This is a genomic window from Butyricimonas faecihominis, from assembly GCF_033096445.1.
In the GTDB taxonomy this organism is placed as follows: domain Bacteria; phylum Bacteroidota; class Bacteroidia; order Bacteroidales; family Marinifilaceae; genus Butyricimonas; species Butyricimonas faecihominis.
On sequence record NZ_AP028155.1, the window covers coordinates 4,297,809 to 4,314,319 of the forward strand.

Genomic DNA, 16,511 nt, shown 5'->3' on the forward strand with positions numbered 1-16,511 from the left:
ATCGTCTCCGTAGTTCCAATTTACCAGATTTTCGCTTGAAACGCCTTGCGGTCTTATCCTATATGTTGGCGGCGAAAAGCTCCTGCCAATCGCCGTTTTTCTCAAATGTTATGCAAAGATAGCCAAATTCAGTGAATTACGGGCTATGATTGCTTGAATTTATATTTAAGTCCATACTCTTCAAGTTTGCTGTATAGTGTTGTCCTGCCTATGCCGAGCAGTTCTGCGGCGACACTCCGGTTGCCGTTTGCCTGTTTCAACGCACGCAATATCCGCTCCTTATCCTCCGCGTCATTGCGCAAGGCGAAGCTGACAGTAGAGGTCGGTTTCGTCACGGCAAGTTCCAGATGCTCTTTCATGACAACACCTTCCTGCGCCTGCAATACAGCACCCATAACTTTCTGCCGAAGTTCCCGCACGTTGCCCGGCCATGCGTGTGTCAGCAACGCTTTACGTGCTTCGGAACTGAACCCGCTCACGCTACACTCCAGCTCTCTGTTTGCCATATCACGGAAGAACTCTGCCAGCGGCATAATGTCTTCTTGACAGTCACGCAACGGAGGAACGGTTATCCCGAAGTCGTGCAGGCGGTACAGAAGATCCTGCCGAAAACGCTTTTCATTCACCGATACCTCCAAATCTTCATTGGTAGCAGCGATGATGCGGACATTGAAATTCCGGTCTGCCTTGTCTCCGACCGGGCGATACCGCCTCTCCTGTATGGCACGGAGCAACATCTGTTGGGTTTCCAACGCGAGGTTTCCTACCTCGTCCAGAAACAACGTGCCGCCTTCCGCCTCATGGAAATATCCTTTCTTGGCATTGTCCGCACCTGTAAATGCACCTTTGACGTGTCCGAAGAAAGCCGACGGTGCAAGCTCTTTGGAGAGTGAACCGCAGTCCACCGCCACAAATGGCTTGCCTGCACGTTTGCTCTTGTCATGCAACAGGTGGGCAATATGCTCCTTGCCCGTGCCGTTCTCACCAAATATCATCACGCTCATATCGGTGGCGGCTACCAGCCTTATGCGGTGCATGATTTTCTGAAAGGCGGAACCTTCACGGGCGAATATAGGCATACGGCGTTGTCCTGCCTGACGTTCTTTCAGTATGGAACGGATCAGGGGGACAAGTTTATCCTCCACAAGCTGTTTGGGAATATAGTCTATCGAGCCGAGTTTCATGCTTTCCACGGCGGTATTAACTTCGGCGTAGTCGGTCATAATGATGAAGGGCTGCATCTTTCCCTCCTTTCGCATCCAGCACAAAAGGTCTATGCCACTGCCGTCAGGCAGACGCAGGTCGGCAACCACGATATCATTATCTGTTGCCTGTTGCAGATGTTTCTTCGCGGTTGAGAGGTGGTAAGCCTTCATATTGCGGTAGCCCTCCCGTGACAGCATATTGCAGACATATTCGCAATACACGATGTTGTCTTCCACCACAATTATTTTTGTCTTATTCATCTTCGTATTTTCTCCTTTCCTCTTCTGCCAACCGTATTATTTCCACTCCCTTATCCAGCACGGCAGTCACGGCATGGCTTAACGCTTCACCATCCGGGAGAGCATCGCCACGAAGCAATCCGTAAAGTACATTCAGCGGTTGGTCGGCACGGAGCACCTCCCACGAACTGCGCAGGTGGTGGATCAGGGAATCCAGCTTTTGCAGGTCTTTTTCTTTTGCTGCATCCCGTACCGCCTGCATTTCCTTTTCTGTTTCAGTTATCAACTTTTCCAGCATGACGGCTTCATTGCCATAGGACAATAAGGCGGAAAAGTCCGGTTTCCCGTCCGGTGTCGCTTTTATGGCACACCTGTCGGAAACCTCCATCAGTTCCGATATGGAGAACGGTTTGAACAGGCATCCGGCAAAGCCTTTTGCCAATAGTTCCCCTTTGTTACAACTGCCCGAAGCGGTTGCCACAACCACCGGGATTGTTGGTGAATTGCCCACGTTGGACGAACGCAACAGTTCCAGCAATTCGAAACCGTTTATATCGGGCATATTCAAGTCTGTCAGCAACAGGCTGTATTCTTTCTGGCGTATCATTTCCATCAGTGCCGCAGCATCGGTGCAAGTGTCGCAGTGTATTCCTTCTTGGGAATACATCTCTTTCAGCATCAGAAGTAATACCTCATCATTGTCAATGGCGACAACATCATGGAATTTATTGTTATGATAAACAGGTGTATTGCTTGTATATCCAAGCTGTTCTTCAGCTTCCTGCATAGAAATTTCAACTGTGAAACGACTGCCTTTCCCTTTCTTGCTGTCTAAACGGATTGTTCCGCCAAGCATCGACACAATATTACGCATTATGGCAAGCCCAAGCCCGAAACCCTCCTTTGCGGCGGCATTTGATAGACGTTCAAACGCACCGAACGCTTGTTTCTGTTCCTCTTCTGTCATGCCTGTACCTGTATCTTCAACGACCAGTGTCAGAACTCCATTATCATATTCAGTAATCAAAGAAACACCGCCTTCTTCTGTGAACTTGACAGCGTTTGACAGCAGGTTATTCCCGATTTGTATTATTCGCTCTTTGTCGGTCAATACAATGGCATCGTGTCCAGTCTTCACGGACAAGGACAGCCCTTTGTTCACGGCAACAGGCATGAACTCCGTTTCAAGTGTGTGCGTGATTGCTGAAATCCGGCAGGGTGACAGACGGGGCTGTTCCTTGCCGTTGTCCAGGCGGAAGAAGTCAAGCAAAGTGTTAAGCATATCCCGCATACGGTCGGAGGATTGCAGTATGTTTTGGATATACTGCCCGGACTTATCCTCACACTGTTCTTTCCGTATCAGTCCGGCATAGCCTGTTATTGCTGTCAGCGGTGTGCGCAGTTCATGGGTGATAGTATGTACCGCCTTCTTCCTTGACGTTATCAGTGCCTCGTTCCGTTGTACGGATTGTTCCAGTTGCCTTATCAAATCAGTTGTCTTGTGCTTGTATTGTTTAATGCTTTTTGCATCACGATGTATGATGATGTAGGAAATTAACAACAATAGAAGAACGAATCCCATTAAACCGCCTACTTGCATAAATGACTTTTCACGCATGGCAACTATTTCGTTTTCCCGGCTTTGCAGTTCGGTTTGTACCTTTTCTTCTATTTGGCAAATCAATTCTTGCAGTTGTCTGTTAAGTTCTGCATTACGAGCTGCAAGGCTGTCGGCTTGTTCCGACAATTGGCGATCCTGCACTTTCTGTTCGCTGATTACGTTTCTATTGACCGAATGAAGGATAGTGGTTGATACTGCTGGAGTTACTTCCTTTTTTTTGCCGAATATGCCTAAGAAACCTTTTCGTTTTGGCTTTTTGGACTGTTCCTGCACACTTTTCTGTACAATAACCGGAATTTGATTGGCTATCTTCTTGTTAATAGATTGTTGTTCATCCATTAACCGGACTATCTGGAACATCTGTCGTTCCTTATCCTCTAAAAGACTGCGCACACTATCGATGCGCTCTGCTGGATAGGTGGCCTTGAAACGGCAGAGCATACTGTCCATTGCCATACGCCGTGCATGGTAATGCTCGATATCTTTATCGTTCCATTCCAGTATTGTTTCACCCAATAGAGAAAATTTTATCATTTGAATATTGATATTGTTTATTTCTTTTCGGAGCTCGTCTATTTTTTTATTGCCAAGTTCTAATGCTTCTATCTCCTGCCATTCATAGAGGCTATTATATGCCATACATCCGATAAGAATGGAGATAAGTATATATCCCAACCGTATTGCCTTATAGAAATTTCCTGACCGCTCCATTATTTTAATGACATTGATTTTTGGAACATGAATAAAAGTTTATCTTTTTCGTTCATGCGGATATTATCAGAATAACCGTCTTTTGTTATTTGATACCCACATGGCTTAACCATAAAAATGCCTAAGCCCTTAGTGTACGAACTTACTTCTGAGGCATAGTCTTTACTTGTATTTAATGGAACTTTCCCTTTAATATGACACCACTCATTATTACAACTGATGTCTTCAATCTCAGACATCAGTTTTTGCAAATCTGTAATAGCTTTGGAACTCGCTACTTGGGGTATCTGCAACTCAAAACAGAGCATCGGTTCGAGAATGTCCACACCTGACTGTTGCAAAGCCAGCCTGAAGACATAAGGGGTCAGCTGTCTGAAATCAGCAGGTGTACTTACCGGGCTATAATACTCGGCTTGAGTAAAAGTTACTTTCAGATCTGTCACTTCCCATCCATGTAAACCAGATTGGCAAGACATACGAATCCCTTCAAAAACGGCATTTTGAAAAGAATGGTTCAGATAACCATAGGAGATGTCACTTTCGATTTGCAACCCTGCCCCTAACGGTAAGGGTTCAAGAGTCAGCCCTATTGTGGCCCAGTAAGGGTTGGGTGGTACTTCGATCTGAATAATCTTATTGACCTTTTTTATAGGTCGTTCTTTGTAGATAGTCTTGATCTCATCAAAATGGACCTTTACGGAAAATCGTTCTTCCAGCAATGTCTGTATGATTTCCTTTTGGGTCAAACCATATAACGAGATTTCCAATTCATCACTATATGAGTTTATGGAAAAGGACAAAGACGGGTCTTCAATCCACAATGTATTCAGAGCGGATATCACCTTGCTTCTCTCTTCGGGCTTATTTGGCCGGACGGAGGATTTGAGAGCGGGATGCTGATGAGATAATCCTTGAATCAAACAAGGTTTAGCACCTAAATAATCTCCGATTCGAAAATCTTCTATATCTTCTACAATCGCGATATCATTGGCACCCACTTCATCAACATTTATCTCTCTGCCCTGATAAATAGTCTTTAGATTTTTAATCTTGATGAATTTTTCCGAATCGTTGATTCTTACAACGTCTCGAAGTCTCAGACTTCCGTCAATTATTTTAAGAAAACTTCTTTTATGCCCTTTGGGGTCATGCTCTATCTTATAGAGATAAGCTGAAAGTCTGTTTGAGACTGATGCCGGAGGAAGTATAAAAGAAGAAATGGCGTCCAACAACTCATTGATACCGATATTGAACATTGCTGATCCATGTAGCACCGGATAGACTTTGGCTTTTGCCACAAGAGCGATTATCGTATTCCAATAATCAGCCGGTGAAATTTCGCTATCCGCCAAATATCGTTCTAATATATCGTCGTCATGGTTGCATACAAATTCTTTGTATTCTTCCTTTATATATGTTTGGGAGCAAACCGGATAAACCGATCCATCGACAACAGTTTGCATAAACAGGACATCTTGCGACAGATTTGTTTTTATATCCATATACAAACGCTCCAAATTCACACCGGCACGGTCAATCTTATTGATAAATATAATTGTCGGGATTTGCAGCTTTTGTAAAGTACTGAACAGCAACTTTGTCTGCGCTTGTATGCCTTCCTTTGCGGATAAGATGAGGACTGCTCCATCAAGCATTTTGAATGTCCGCTCCACTTCCGCAATAAAATCCATGTGTCCCGGAGTGTCAATGATATTGCATTTCACTCCATTCCAGATAATAGATGTCGTAGAAGCCCGGACAGTAATTCCTCTACGTTTCTCTATATCCATAGAGTCCGTTATGGTGTCACCATTATCCACACGGCCGCACTTTTCCGTTGCTCCACTGGCAAACAGCAGATTCTCGGTTACGGAAGTTTTTCCTGCATCAATGTGAGCAAGAATTCCTAAATTTATAATATTCATTTGGATTAAGCAATAATATACTACAGTAGATGCATTGTCGAAACGCACCTTTTAATACCTCCTCGTAGCATATGAGAACTACAGGATTACTAACTCGTATTAATATGTATATTATTACTGCCGCATAACGATTACAAAATTACACAAAAAAATATATCTAACAAAAGTGGGAGGATTTTTTAACTTTTTACCATAGACATTTTATTAGGGAAGCGTAGGTTCAACTGGCAAGTACAAATAAGTAGAAATGTTTGAACAACACCGTTTTAGGAAGTTGAAAAATCAAGTTTCTCTCTCGGTATAGCGTTTATTTTGGCCAATATCTTCTTTAGTTTAGCATTTGTGTATTTCCCATTCGTGTTCTATTTAGCTCCTTATTATGAGTATGTAGCAAGTTACTTATCAAATTCAGCCTCTTTGAGGGTCAAATATGGTTTTGCAAATGGTGACTGACAAGACATAAACAAGGTCAGCAGGAATTTTTTACATAAATGGACATGAATGTATATAACCTAAAATAAGAATAAATTTTAATAAGGGCTGCCCAAAAAGAAAAAAATGCAGTTGCCATCCTATAGATACTTGCAGAAAGGATAAAATTTACTTTTAGACCTTTTGGGATAGCCCTTATTAATACTTCAGATAAAATTCCTTAGGTTATATTTTCAATCCTTTGGACCGGGTTTCCTCCTTGGCATACAGTCCCGGACGCCCGATTATGACATGGTTGGCAACGATACTATCCGCCGGACTGCGTATCTGCGGCGGTGCATTTTCGGGATATTGCGCCTGCCTGTTCCTCACATCTTCCGCTTCCGGCTTGAGCTGTTGCCCTTCATTCTCCTTTTCTGCGACTTCGGGCGTGGGTGGCGCAAGCTCCAGCTGAATTTTTCGGTCAAGGGCGGCAAGTTCGGACTTCAACTGCTTCAGCTCGTCCTCCTTCTTCCACACCTTACCCGCTATCTCCTGTAACTGCGGTATCTCCATCTCCAGCACCTCGTTCTTCGCCTTGTACTGGTCGATGATGGAGGGTATCCTCTCCATCGCGTTGAGGAAGTTGCGGGCGGCGGCCAACGGGTCAGCCATCGCCAGATGCCCGTTGTTGTAGGTGTACTTGTAGTTCCCCTCGACCACGAAGCGGTTGTCGGTGAACTCCAATCCCTCTTTGAGTATCCTTTCGCTCACCACCTTTATCGGAAAACCGTAAAGTTCACCGACCTGCGTGTACAACCCTCCGGTCGTGGCATTCTTGGCTATCTCCTGCAAACGCTTTCCGATGACCTTCTCATCGGCGGAATCCACTCCGTCCACCTTTATTATATTAAGGCGGTTGCCCTCCTTGTCGGTCTGCACCACCGACAGGAAGCGGTTCCAGTCCTCCGTCATGGCATCTATGAAAGCCGTGTTGTTGCGCAACTCGCCGGTCTTTGACTCCAGCTTGAACTCCGAATCACGCTTGCCCTTGTTGAACGACTTGCGTTCCCCTTCGAGCGATGCGATCCGCTTTTCCAGTTTCGCCTTGTCCAACAGGTCGGTATTGCCGGAGAGCAACGCCATGTATTCCGAGAAATTCATGCCCGATTTTTCGTCCATTGCCCCCTCGTCGATGGTACGCGCACCCATCGCACCGCTTTTGAGCTGGCTTATGAAAGTCTGCTTGCAGTGCAGGAGGTTGAACTTGTAGCTGTCCAGTGACTTCTCCACCGCGTAGATGATTACATCCACGTTGTTCCCGGCGAAATGTTTGGCAATCTCATTACCTGCCCTAACTCCGCGTCCGTCACGCTGTTGCAAGTCGGACGGTCGCCACGGCGTATCGAGATGATGGATAGCCACACACCGTTTCTGGGCGTTCACACCCGTTCCGAGCATAGAGGTAGAGCCGAACAGCACACGCACCGTCCCGGCGTTCATGGCGTCTATCACCGCCTTCCGCGCCTTGTCGGTCTTGCACTCCTGAATGAAGCGCACCTCGCTTGGCGGTATACCGTAGTCCTCCGTCAGTTTGCGCTTGATTTCCGAATAGACGTTCCACCCGTCGCCCGGCTGGTATGTCCCCAAATCAGAGAAAACGAACTGCGTGCCTTTCTGGGCGTCGTATTTTTGATAATACTCCGCGATCATCTTGGCACAGTGACTCGCTTTGTTGTCGGGATGATCTTCGTAATTCGGGTCTATCATGCGCATGTCGAGTGCCATTTTCCGGGCATAGTCCGTGGCGATGAGCATCTTCGCCTTTTCTTCCGTTTCCGAAAGCGGCAGCCTGCCCAACAAGGTGGCATCGCCCGTCTTGGCGAACTGCATCAGTTTCTGTATGAAGTCCTCCTGTTCCGGCGTGGGCGGTATATGGTGCAGTATCTCGTTCTTGGCAGGACGGTCAACGCCCACATCCTCCGCCGTGCGGTAGTCCGTGATTTCATTATAGAAGGCGGCAAGCTCCGGCACTTTGATGAAGTAGCGGAAACGCTCCTTCTGGACCACATTGTTCGTCACGTTAAATTCAAAATCCGTCGTCTTCTTGGCAAATATCGCCGCCCAAGCGTCGAAACACCTTATGTCCTGCCGTTCCAGCTCCTTCGGGCGCAGGTACTTGAACAGCAGGTACAATTCAGTCAGTGAGTTGCTGATAGTCGTGCCGGAGAGGAAGGTCGCACCCAAGTCTTTTCCTGTGCGCTCCTGTATGGTGCGTATGGCAAAGAGCATGTTAAGTGCCTTCTGGCTTCCCTCGCTGTTTCCCAATCCCGCCACACGGTCGTGGCGCGTGTTGAAAGTCAGATTCTTGAACTGGTGGCTCTCATCTATGAAGATGTGGTCGATGCCCATCTGCTTGAAATCCACCACGTCGTCCGTGCGTGACTTTATGGCGTGTTCCACCTTCTCCAGCTTCGCTTCAAGGTTGTGCTTGCGCTTCTCCAATCCTTTCAGCATCGCCCGCGACACGTTCTTTCCCTGCTGCCGTAGCACTTCGAGGTTTTCCTCCACCGTGTCAAGCTCTGCTTGCAGGATGCGCTGCTGCAATTCCGGCGACTGCGGTATCTTGCCGAACTGGTCGTGCGACATGATGACGCAATCGTAGTCGTTGTTCTTTATATTATTGAAGAAGCGCACACGGTTGGCGGTCGAAAAGTCCTTCTCCGAAGCGTACAGAATACGTGCGTTGGGATATGCCGCCTGATAGGTGGCTGCAATCTCCGCAACGTTGGCTTTCAGCCCGATAATCATCGGCTTGTGTGCCAAATTCAGACGCTTCATCTCATGCGCGGCGATGCACATTATCAGCGTCTTACCGGTTCCCACCTCGTGGTCGCAAATTCCGCCGCCGTTCTGTTTCAACATCCAGACGCAATCCATCTGTGAGGGATAGACGCTCTTGATACCCCGGCTTGCCAGCCCTTTCAGGTTGAGGTCGGGAAAGGTCTGATGGGAGCCGTCGTAGCGCGGGCGCACGAAACAGTTGAACTTGCGGTTATACATCGTCACAAGCCGCTCCTTGAACTGCGGCGACTGCTCTTCGAGCCATTCGGAGAAGCCGTTTCGTATCTCGTCAATCTTGGCGTTGGCGAGTTGTATTCCCTCGCTGTCGCGCATCTTGATGTCGTTGCCATGCTCGTCCTTGCCGATGGACTTCATCATGTCAGGGCAGGTGTTGTGCAGGGCGTGTTTTAGGAGGTGCATACCGTCATAGTTCCGGTAATACCCCTTCACCAGAAACTCGTCCGTGATTTTCATGGTGCGGTAGCCGCACACCACCGAAAACTCGTCCATGCTTGCGGAATAGGCGATTTTCACCTCCGTGTCGAACAGCCGGCTCATGTAGGCGGCATAGACACCCGTCGGAATCCAGCGTTCCCCGAAATTGAAGTCCAGATCCTCGAAGGCGATGCGCTGCGGCTCGGCATCTTTCAGAGCCTCCAACGCCTGCTTCACCTCCGGCATACGCTCATTTTCGGGATTGTCACCCATCCATGCCTCTATGCGTTCCGCTTTCTCTATGACATTTCCGGCGATGAAACGGTCTTTGATTTCGTAACCGGTCACGAGCGGATTGTAGTAGATGCGCCCTTGCAGGGCAGTGAGCAAATCCTCCGCCGTGCTGTCGGTTATCTCCCGCATATAGTCGAGATTGACCGTACCATATTTGTTGAGCGACGCAGACAGGGCTTCTTCGGGAGAGCCTACGTTGGCATGGCTCTCCACCGCGAAGGAAACAGGATGCTCGAAGATGTCCGCCTTGACGAACTTTCCGTTTTCCATCCGTTCCAGCGAAAGGATGTCGCGCCCGCCCGCATCCATCATCACTAACTTCACGTTCTGCTTGGCGTTGAGGTTGCCGTAGCGCATGACAAACTCATCGTAACAGGTATTCAGATGCTCTCGCCACGGAACATTTGCCTCGCGCCGGAGCGATTCATAACGGTACAGACGCTCGTAGGCGTCACGCAGCGACACATACAACAACGCCTTTTCCTTCTGGTATCCTTTCAGGTCGAGCGGCTGGAATGTCGCCCCGTATGGCGTGATGTCTTTCAGGTAGCCGATGTTATGACGCCCCCGGTCAGCCACCAGCGACCCTTCGCGCAGGTGCATCTCCGGCGTGCGGTGGTAGGCACGCGGAGAAAGGTCCACGACTTCCTCCTTCGGCTTTTCCGCTTCGATGTCGGGGAAAAGGAAAGTCCCCACCGCTTCCGATGGGGTATCTGTAACGGCAGGTGCGGCGACTGCCTCCGGCTGTGTTTCCTCCTGTCGTGGCTGCTCACGGGAAGTTTCCGGCACGGCTTTCACTTCCGTCTTTTCCGCCACTTGTTTCTCGTTATGCTGCCTTGCCAGTTCCCGAAGTTCTTTCCTACGCTCCGGCGTCAAACCCATCATCATTTCATAGAAACCGTTGATGGGAGGATTGGTATCCCAGTCCAGTGTGGCATAGATGTCGTCCGGGTCGGCAGGCTTGGCGGTGTTCTCCGCTTTCACCTCCTTATTCTCCATTGCGGGTTTTGCAGTTGGAGCTGTCGGTGTAACCGTGACTTTCGGTTTGGGCGGAGTGGACTTTGCCGTAACTGCCTTTTTCACCGTCTTTTTCTTTTTGGAGGTTTTCGGTTGGCTGACCTCTTCCGTCATCCCCCAGAGGTCAAGCAGGGTGAGCTGCACGCCTGCGGAATATTGCGGGCGCGGTTCTATCTCCGGCTTTTCATCTGCGGGTTGCGGCTTTTCTGTCGGAGTTTCCACCGTCTGCGCCGAGGATACTGTTTCCAATTTTATGGCAGGACGCTCTACTTTATTTTGAACGGCAACTTTTTCTTCCGTTCCTGCCTGCCGGATTGAACCCGAATACAAGCGCATGGCAAGCCTGTAATGGAAATCCTCGTCGAGCATACGGCGCAAATCCCCGGCGATGCCTGCTGCCTTGCCCTCGTGCAGATAAACCATAGCGGGCTTCCCGTAGGGGTCTGTGTCAAGTTTCGCCATCGTATGCACGATGCGTTCCGGGTGGTGGATGAAATAGGCGTTGTCGGTCAGGGCGGTTTTCGTGTCCGTCTGTATCACGGTCATCAGCCGCTCGTCCTGCGACATTTCCTTCTTGCTGAGGTTCTTTTGCAGGACAATCAGGTCACTGCCCACCTCCGTGCCCGCGTTGTCCGTGAACAGGTTGTTGGGCAGGCGTATCGCGGATACCAGATTGGCCTGACTGAACAGCTCGTTACGCACGGAGGTCTTGGTGCTATTCAATACCCCTTGCGAGGTGATGAACGCCACGATACCGCCGTCACGCACGGCATCCAGTCCTTTGAGAAAGAAATAGTTGTGGATGGTTTTCTGGGCGGAGCGTCTGCCGAAAGAGTCGCTCCGCTGAAACTCCGCGTCGAACACGGCAATGTCACCGAACGGAATGTTGGACACCGCCAAGTCGAAATAATTGTTGAACGGTCTTTCGATTTTCTCAAAACCGCAGGTGCGCATTTTCTGGTCGGGATAGAGATGCCTCAAGATTGTACCCGTGAGCAGATCCTTCTCGAAAGCCATCACATCCGCATTGGGGCTGTGCCGCAGCATGGAATCCACGAACACGCCGACACCTGCCGACGGTTCGAGCATACGGGCGGGGCGGACGCTGTAATCTGCCAGCACGTCCGCGATGGTGTCGGTTATCTCTTTGGGGGTGTAGAAAGCGGTCAGCACGGACGCTTTCAGCGAATCCACAAACCGCTTGTACTCTGTTTCGTCCTTGCTGTTCTCACGGATAAGCCTGTGCAGCTCCACCGTCGGGGCGAACAGTTCGAGGTCGGATTTCGCCCACCGGACGGCATCCGTCAGTTCCTTTGCAGGGTTGAGGATACATTTCAGACCGCCGAAACCGCAGTACCTTTGAAGTATGGCACGCTCTTCGGTTGTCGCTGTCCTATTTTCCCTGTCAAGGATGAATGCCGTCCGTATCGCCTCGATGTTGTCCCGCAGTTTCTGTTTGCGGTTAAACGCCATATTCGTCTAAGTAAAGGACGGTTGCTCCCGTCAGCTCCGTGTAGAGCAGGTCGTAATCGGAAGACAGGGCGAAATTGTCATCCGAGAGGTCATAGACGGAGAACACGTTGCCGACAAGCGGCAGCAGTTTCAGGACAAAGGCTTCACGCTTCTCTTCCGGCACTTCATCGGCAAACTCGTTTTCCACGACTTCGCGGAGGATGGCGTAACGGGAATAATGCAGCCCGCGCAGCAGCGTGTCCATCGCCAGTTCCTGCGCACCATCGGCGGGATAGCCTTCAAGCCGTGCCCTCTCATACGTTTCGGCGGCACGGTCGGCCCGTTCCCGTATGAAAGCGGTGTCGTCAGCCTGTTCAAACTTGTTCGTGCGGAGATAGTCCAGCAGGTACAGACCGTAATAGGAAAAGTCGGTCTGACCCTCGTTTTTCTTCTTGTTGTTCATTACTTTGGATTTAGCGGATTGATAATTAACGGGATAATCGGTTGGAAAAAGGAAGAAAAAGGCACTCGGTATCCCTCCGAGTGCCACCACTAAATCCAAAGTATGAGTGTAATCCGGTATCGAAGAACAATTCATTACTCTGAACAAGTGGCAAAGTTAATACTATTTCTTCCGTCCTGAAAATTTCTTGTCCTTTTTAGCCTCCGGGAACACAAAAGTCGTGTTATATTCCCCGTCAAAGGCGACAACAGCATCGAAACTCTTGCCCTGTTTGCTCTTGAACCCTTTGAGCAGCTTGGTATGCCCTTCGGTGAGCAGGTCTTTGATTTCATCGTCGGACAGGGTGCGTCCCGCTTTCAGCCGGAACACGGGCAGTCCGCACTCCGTGTTGTCGCAGCGTACCACCTTGCCGTAGAACCGCATCCTGCCCGTGCCACACTTGGGACACGCGCAGCCGGAGTCACGGCTGCCGAAGAGCTTGTCGCACGAGATCAGTTCGGAGGTTATCTCACGTGTGTACGCCTCTATCTCCTTGCGGAAGGTGTCGTCGGACAGTTCCCCGCGCTCGATACGCGCCAGCTCCTTTTCCCATTCGCCCGTCATGGCAACATCGGCGATGCGCATCGTCTTGACGACGGAATTGAGGGCAAGTCCTTTTTCGGTGGGAACAAGCGACTTCTTGCAGCGTTCCATGTAACCGCGCTTGAAAAGCGTTTCGATGATGGAGGCGCGTGTGGCGGGAGTACCGATGCCACAGTCCTTCATCGCCTGCCGCAGTGCGTCGTCCTCAATTTCCTTGCCCGCCGTTTCCATTGCCGAGAGCAGGGTGGCTTCGGTATGCAGCGGCTTGGGTTTGGTCTTTCCTTCGGTAATGGACGAGCCTTTCGGTGTCAGCGTGTCGCCTTCCTGCCAGCCGGGGATGGTAATTTCCTCTTTTTCCTCGCCATAGACGGCACGCCATCCGGTTTGCTTCACGACGCTGCCTTTTACGGTAAACTCCACTCCGGCACATTCCGCCGTGACAGTGGTCACATCCTTGACGCATTTCTCAGAGAATGCCTCGACCATGCGCCCGGCAATCATCTGATAGATGGTATTGTCCTCTTTGGAGAGGAAGAGCGGTTTCTCACCCGTGACGAGCAGGGCATGGTGGTCTGTCACCTTGCCGTCGTCCACGCTGCGGCGTGTCGGGGCGGCTTTTGCCCGCACCTTGTCTTTCCATTCGGGCTGTGTGCCGATGAAAGCGAGCAGTTTGGGAATTTCGGCAAACACGTCTTCGGGGATGTAGCGGCTTCCCGTTCTCGGATAGGTTATCAACTTCTTTTCGTAGAGTTTCTGCGCGATTTCAAGCGTCTGTTCCGCCGTGAAGCCGTGCTTGGCGTTGGCTTCTTTCTGGAGCGTGGTCAGGTCGTAGAGCAAGGGAGTTTCCTCCGTCTTCTCCTTGCGCTCGGCTTTCGTGACAGTGGCGCAACCTGCCGCCTTTACCTTATTATATAGTTCCATCGCCGGTTCTTTCTCTTTCCATTTCTCGGAGGATGAGAATTTCACGACTTCGCCGTCGCAACCGTCCGTTGCGATATGGAGCTGCCAGAATGCTTCGGACGTAAAGCGGCGGTTCTCCCAGTAGCGTTCACATACCATAGCCAACGTTGGTGTCTGCACCCGCCCCACGGAATACGTGCCGTGTCCGGCGGCGATGGATAACGCCTGTGTGCCGTTGATGCCCACGAGCCAGTCGGATTCGCTCCGCGCTTTGGCGGCGAGGTAGAGGTTGTCGTATTTGCTGCCGTCTTCGAGTTTCCGCAGTCCCTCGCGGATAGCTTTGTCGGTGAGAGAGCTGATCCACAGGCGCACGAAAGGAGTGGTGCAACCCGTATAGTGGTAGAGGTAGCGGAAGATAAGCTCTCCCTCGCGTCCGGCATCGGTCGCCACGATGATATGTTCGCTTGTGTCGAACAGTCTTTTGATGACTTTTATCTGCGACACCACGCCGCTGTCGGGCTTGTAACCTTTCTCCGTCCTGACCTGACGGGGGACGAGCGTGAATGTGTCGGGAATAATCGGGAGGTTGTCACGGACAAATCCGCGCACGCCGTAGCCGTCGGGCATGGCAAGCTGAACGAGGTGTCCGAATGCCCATGTCACGGCATAACCGCCTCCCTCGAAATATCCTTCCTCTCTCTTTGTCGCGCCCACGATGCGGGCGATTTCACGTGCCACGGAGGGCTTTTCTGCAATGATTGTCTTCATGTCTTCTTCTTTTTTGTTGATACTTTGGATTTTATTTTGGATTCAGTGGCGGACACGGGATTACATTTTCATGCCCTTGCCCGTTTTCTTCTGCGGCTTCTCCTGCTGCTGTTGCTGGCGGGCGTCCTTCGGGTTGGTCTGACCTTTCTGCAACGGCTCTCTCAGATTCTTTGTAGCCTCGTTGGTCTTGCCATCGTTGTTCACCGCCACCTGCGTGCGGCTCTCGTTGGACGGAGCAACCTGCTGTGCATTGTCAGGGTTCGTGTCGTAGCGGTACGGGCGTCCCTTCTCCGGGTTGAACTTGATATACATCGTGGCATGGAAGCCCTGCTTGTCGGTCACGTTCTCCAGCTTCACGGCTTTACCCGCCACATAGTCGGCTTTCTGCTGGTCGGTGAAGCTCACGCCGCTCCATTTGCTGATGGGGCGGATGCTGCCGTCCTCGTTCGTCCACGTGTTGCGGCGTTGCTCCTTCTTGGTCTGTGCGGCATTTTCCCCGCCCTGCGCCTGACTTTTCGATGTGTCGCCTTTGGTTTCCTGTGTCTGTGCGGTACGGGGCGACTTGCCGGTTCCCGGCACGAACTCCACGCCGCGCTGCTCCACGTTCACTTGCAGGGTGGTGACGAACTTTCTGCCGTCGTTGCGCTCGATGAGCTTGTCGCGTACGGGCAGTCCGGCGCGGAGCATGTCCCGCTCCTGCGTGGTGATTTCCGTCTTGCCGATGCGCTCCGGGATGCGCACCCTGCTTGCCGGAATGTCCGTGATTTCATTCGTCTTGCGGTCGATGCTGATGTAGGAGGGGATGATCTCGCCCGTTTCCCTGTCCACAATGTCCACGACCCTACCGAGATTGCCCGTTTCGCGGAGGTTCTTCCGGTCATTGTCGGAGAATTTGTGTTCCTTGTACTCATCCAGCTTCTGCTCCTTGCGGATGAAGTGCGGCACGAGGCTGATGTTTCCCTCACCGTCCTTCTTGAAGGAGAGGCGGGCGTCCAGCTCGAATGATTCGCCGCCGAAGGTCGGTTTGACCTTTACCAAGTCGGACTTGCCATAGTTGAGCATCTTCGTAAGGTCGCCGGACTTTTCAAGGTTGTCCCGCTTTACGCCCCATCTGTCCTCCAGCTCCTGCCAGTTGATTTTACTCTCGTCGATGGGCTGGTAGCCACGTTTGCCCTGCATCTGTTCGGATTTGTCCTGTTGCTGTTCTTTCCGTTGTTCCATGTTCTCCTGTTTTTGAGGTTCTTGTTTCTCTGTCTGTTGTGCTGCCATCTCTTCCTGCACCTTCTTCTCATAGTCGGAGGTGTCCACCTTGTGAGGGGCGAGCAGCTCCTTGTTCGCTTCGGGGTCTTTCAGCAGTTGCTTCATCACCTCTAAGAGATTTTCAGCTTGGTCTGCCGCAATGCGGTAGAAACCGAAGCGGCTGGGTTCCTTGCACTGCCGGAAGAAGTTCTTGAAGAAGTTGTCCAGCACGTCGCCATGTCGGTCGAATTGCAGGAAACTCTGCGCGTTCTCCGCTTTTGCGGGGGTGCGCTTGGGTGTGCCGTCCGCGTTCAGCCCGGCTACCACGCTGATCTCGCCTGTCTTCTCGTCACGGACTACCAGCACGTCCTTTTCGTCTTTTTTCTTTGCCATCTGAAAAATGT

General features: G+C 50.7%; 7 protein-coding genes. All 7 read right to left on the minus strand.

What is annotated here, in order from left to right; all coding sequences use genetic code 11:
* Positions 1-143: 143 nt before the first annotated feature.
* Positions 144-1,466 (minus strand): sigma-54-dependent transcriptional regulator, encoded by a 1,323-nt coding sequence (locus tag R8806_RS17815; protein WP_004291471.1) that lies wholly within the window; start codon positions 1,464-1,466, stop codon positions 144-146.
* Positions 1,459-3,777 carry a hybrid sensor histidine kinase/response regulator gene (locus R8806_RS17820; RefSeq protein ID WP_004291467.1) on the minus strand — a complete coding sequence of 773 codons (2,319 nt, stop codon included), beginning with the start codon at positions 3,775-3,777 and terminating at the stop codon, positions 1,459-1,461. Before R8806_RS17820 ends, R8806_RS17815 begins: the two co-directional genes overlap by 8 nt.
* Positions 3,777-5,702 carry a tetracycline resistance ribosomal protection protein Tet(Q) gene (gene tet(Q) / locus R8806_RS17825; protein WP_004291466.1) on the minus strand — a complete coding sequence of 642 codons (1,926 nt, stop codon included), beginning with the start codon at positions 5,700-5,702 and terminating at the stop codon, positions 3,777-3,779. The genes R8806_RS17820 and tet(Q) overlap by 1 nt, the downstream gene beginning before the upstream one ends.
* A gap of 657 nt (positions 5,703-6,359) precedes the next feature.
* Positions 6,360-12,176: an N-6 DNA methylase gene (locus R8806_RS17830; RefSeq protein WP_004291462.1), complete on the minus strand. Its 5,817-nt coding sequence runs from the start codon at positions 12,174-12,176 to the stop codon at positions 6,360-6,362.
* A complete protein-coding gene (locus R8806_RS17835) occupies positions 12,166-12,618 on the minus strand; it encodes a DUF1896 domain-containing protein (RefSeq protein ID WP_004304266.1) in 453 nt (150 codons plus the stop codon). Before R8806_RS17835 ends, R8806_RS17830 begins: the two co-directional genes overlap by 11 nt.
* A 162-nt stretch (positions 12,619-12,780) precedes the next feature.
* Entirely contained in the window at positions 12,781-14,868 is a 2,088-nt protein-coding gene (locus R8806_RS17840) for a type IA DNA topoisomerase (protein ID WP_004291456.1), read from the minus strand.
* 60 nt (positions 14,869-14,928) lie between these two features.
* Complete coding sequence (locus tag R8806_RS17845; protein ID WP_004291455.1) at positions 14,929-16,500, minus strand: DUF3945 domain-containing protein; 1,572 nt, start codon at positions 16,498-16,500, stop codon at positions 14,929-14,931.
* Between the last annotated feature and the right edge of the window lie 11 nt (positions 16,501-16,511).

Coding starts and splice junctions, on each gene's coding strand:
- R8806_RS17815 (WP_004291471.1), bottom strand. CDS start 1,466: ATGAATAAGACAAAAATAATTGTGGTGGAAGACAACATCGTGTATTGC.
- R8806_RS17820 (WP_004291467.1), bottom strand. CDS start 3,777: ATGGAGCGGTCAGGAAATTTCTATAAGGCAATACGGTTGGGATATATA.
- R8806_RS17830 (WP_004291462.1), bottom strand. CDS start 12,176: ATGGCGTTTAACCGCAAACAGAAACTGCGGGACAACATCGAGGCGATA.
- R8806_RS17835 (WP_004304266.1), bottom strand. CDS start 12,618: ATGAACAACAAGAAGAAAAACGAGGGTCAGACCGACTTTTCCTATTAC.
- R8806_RS17840 (WP_004291456.1), bottom strand. CDS start 14,868: ATGAAGACAATCATTGCAGAAAAGCCCTCCGTGGCACGTGAAATCGCC.
- R8806_RS17845 (WP_004291455.1), bottom strand. CDS start 16,500: ATGGCAAAGAAAAAAGACGAAAAGGACGTGCTGGTAGTCCGTGACGAG.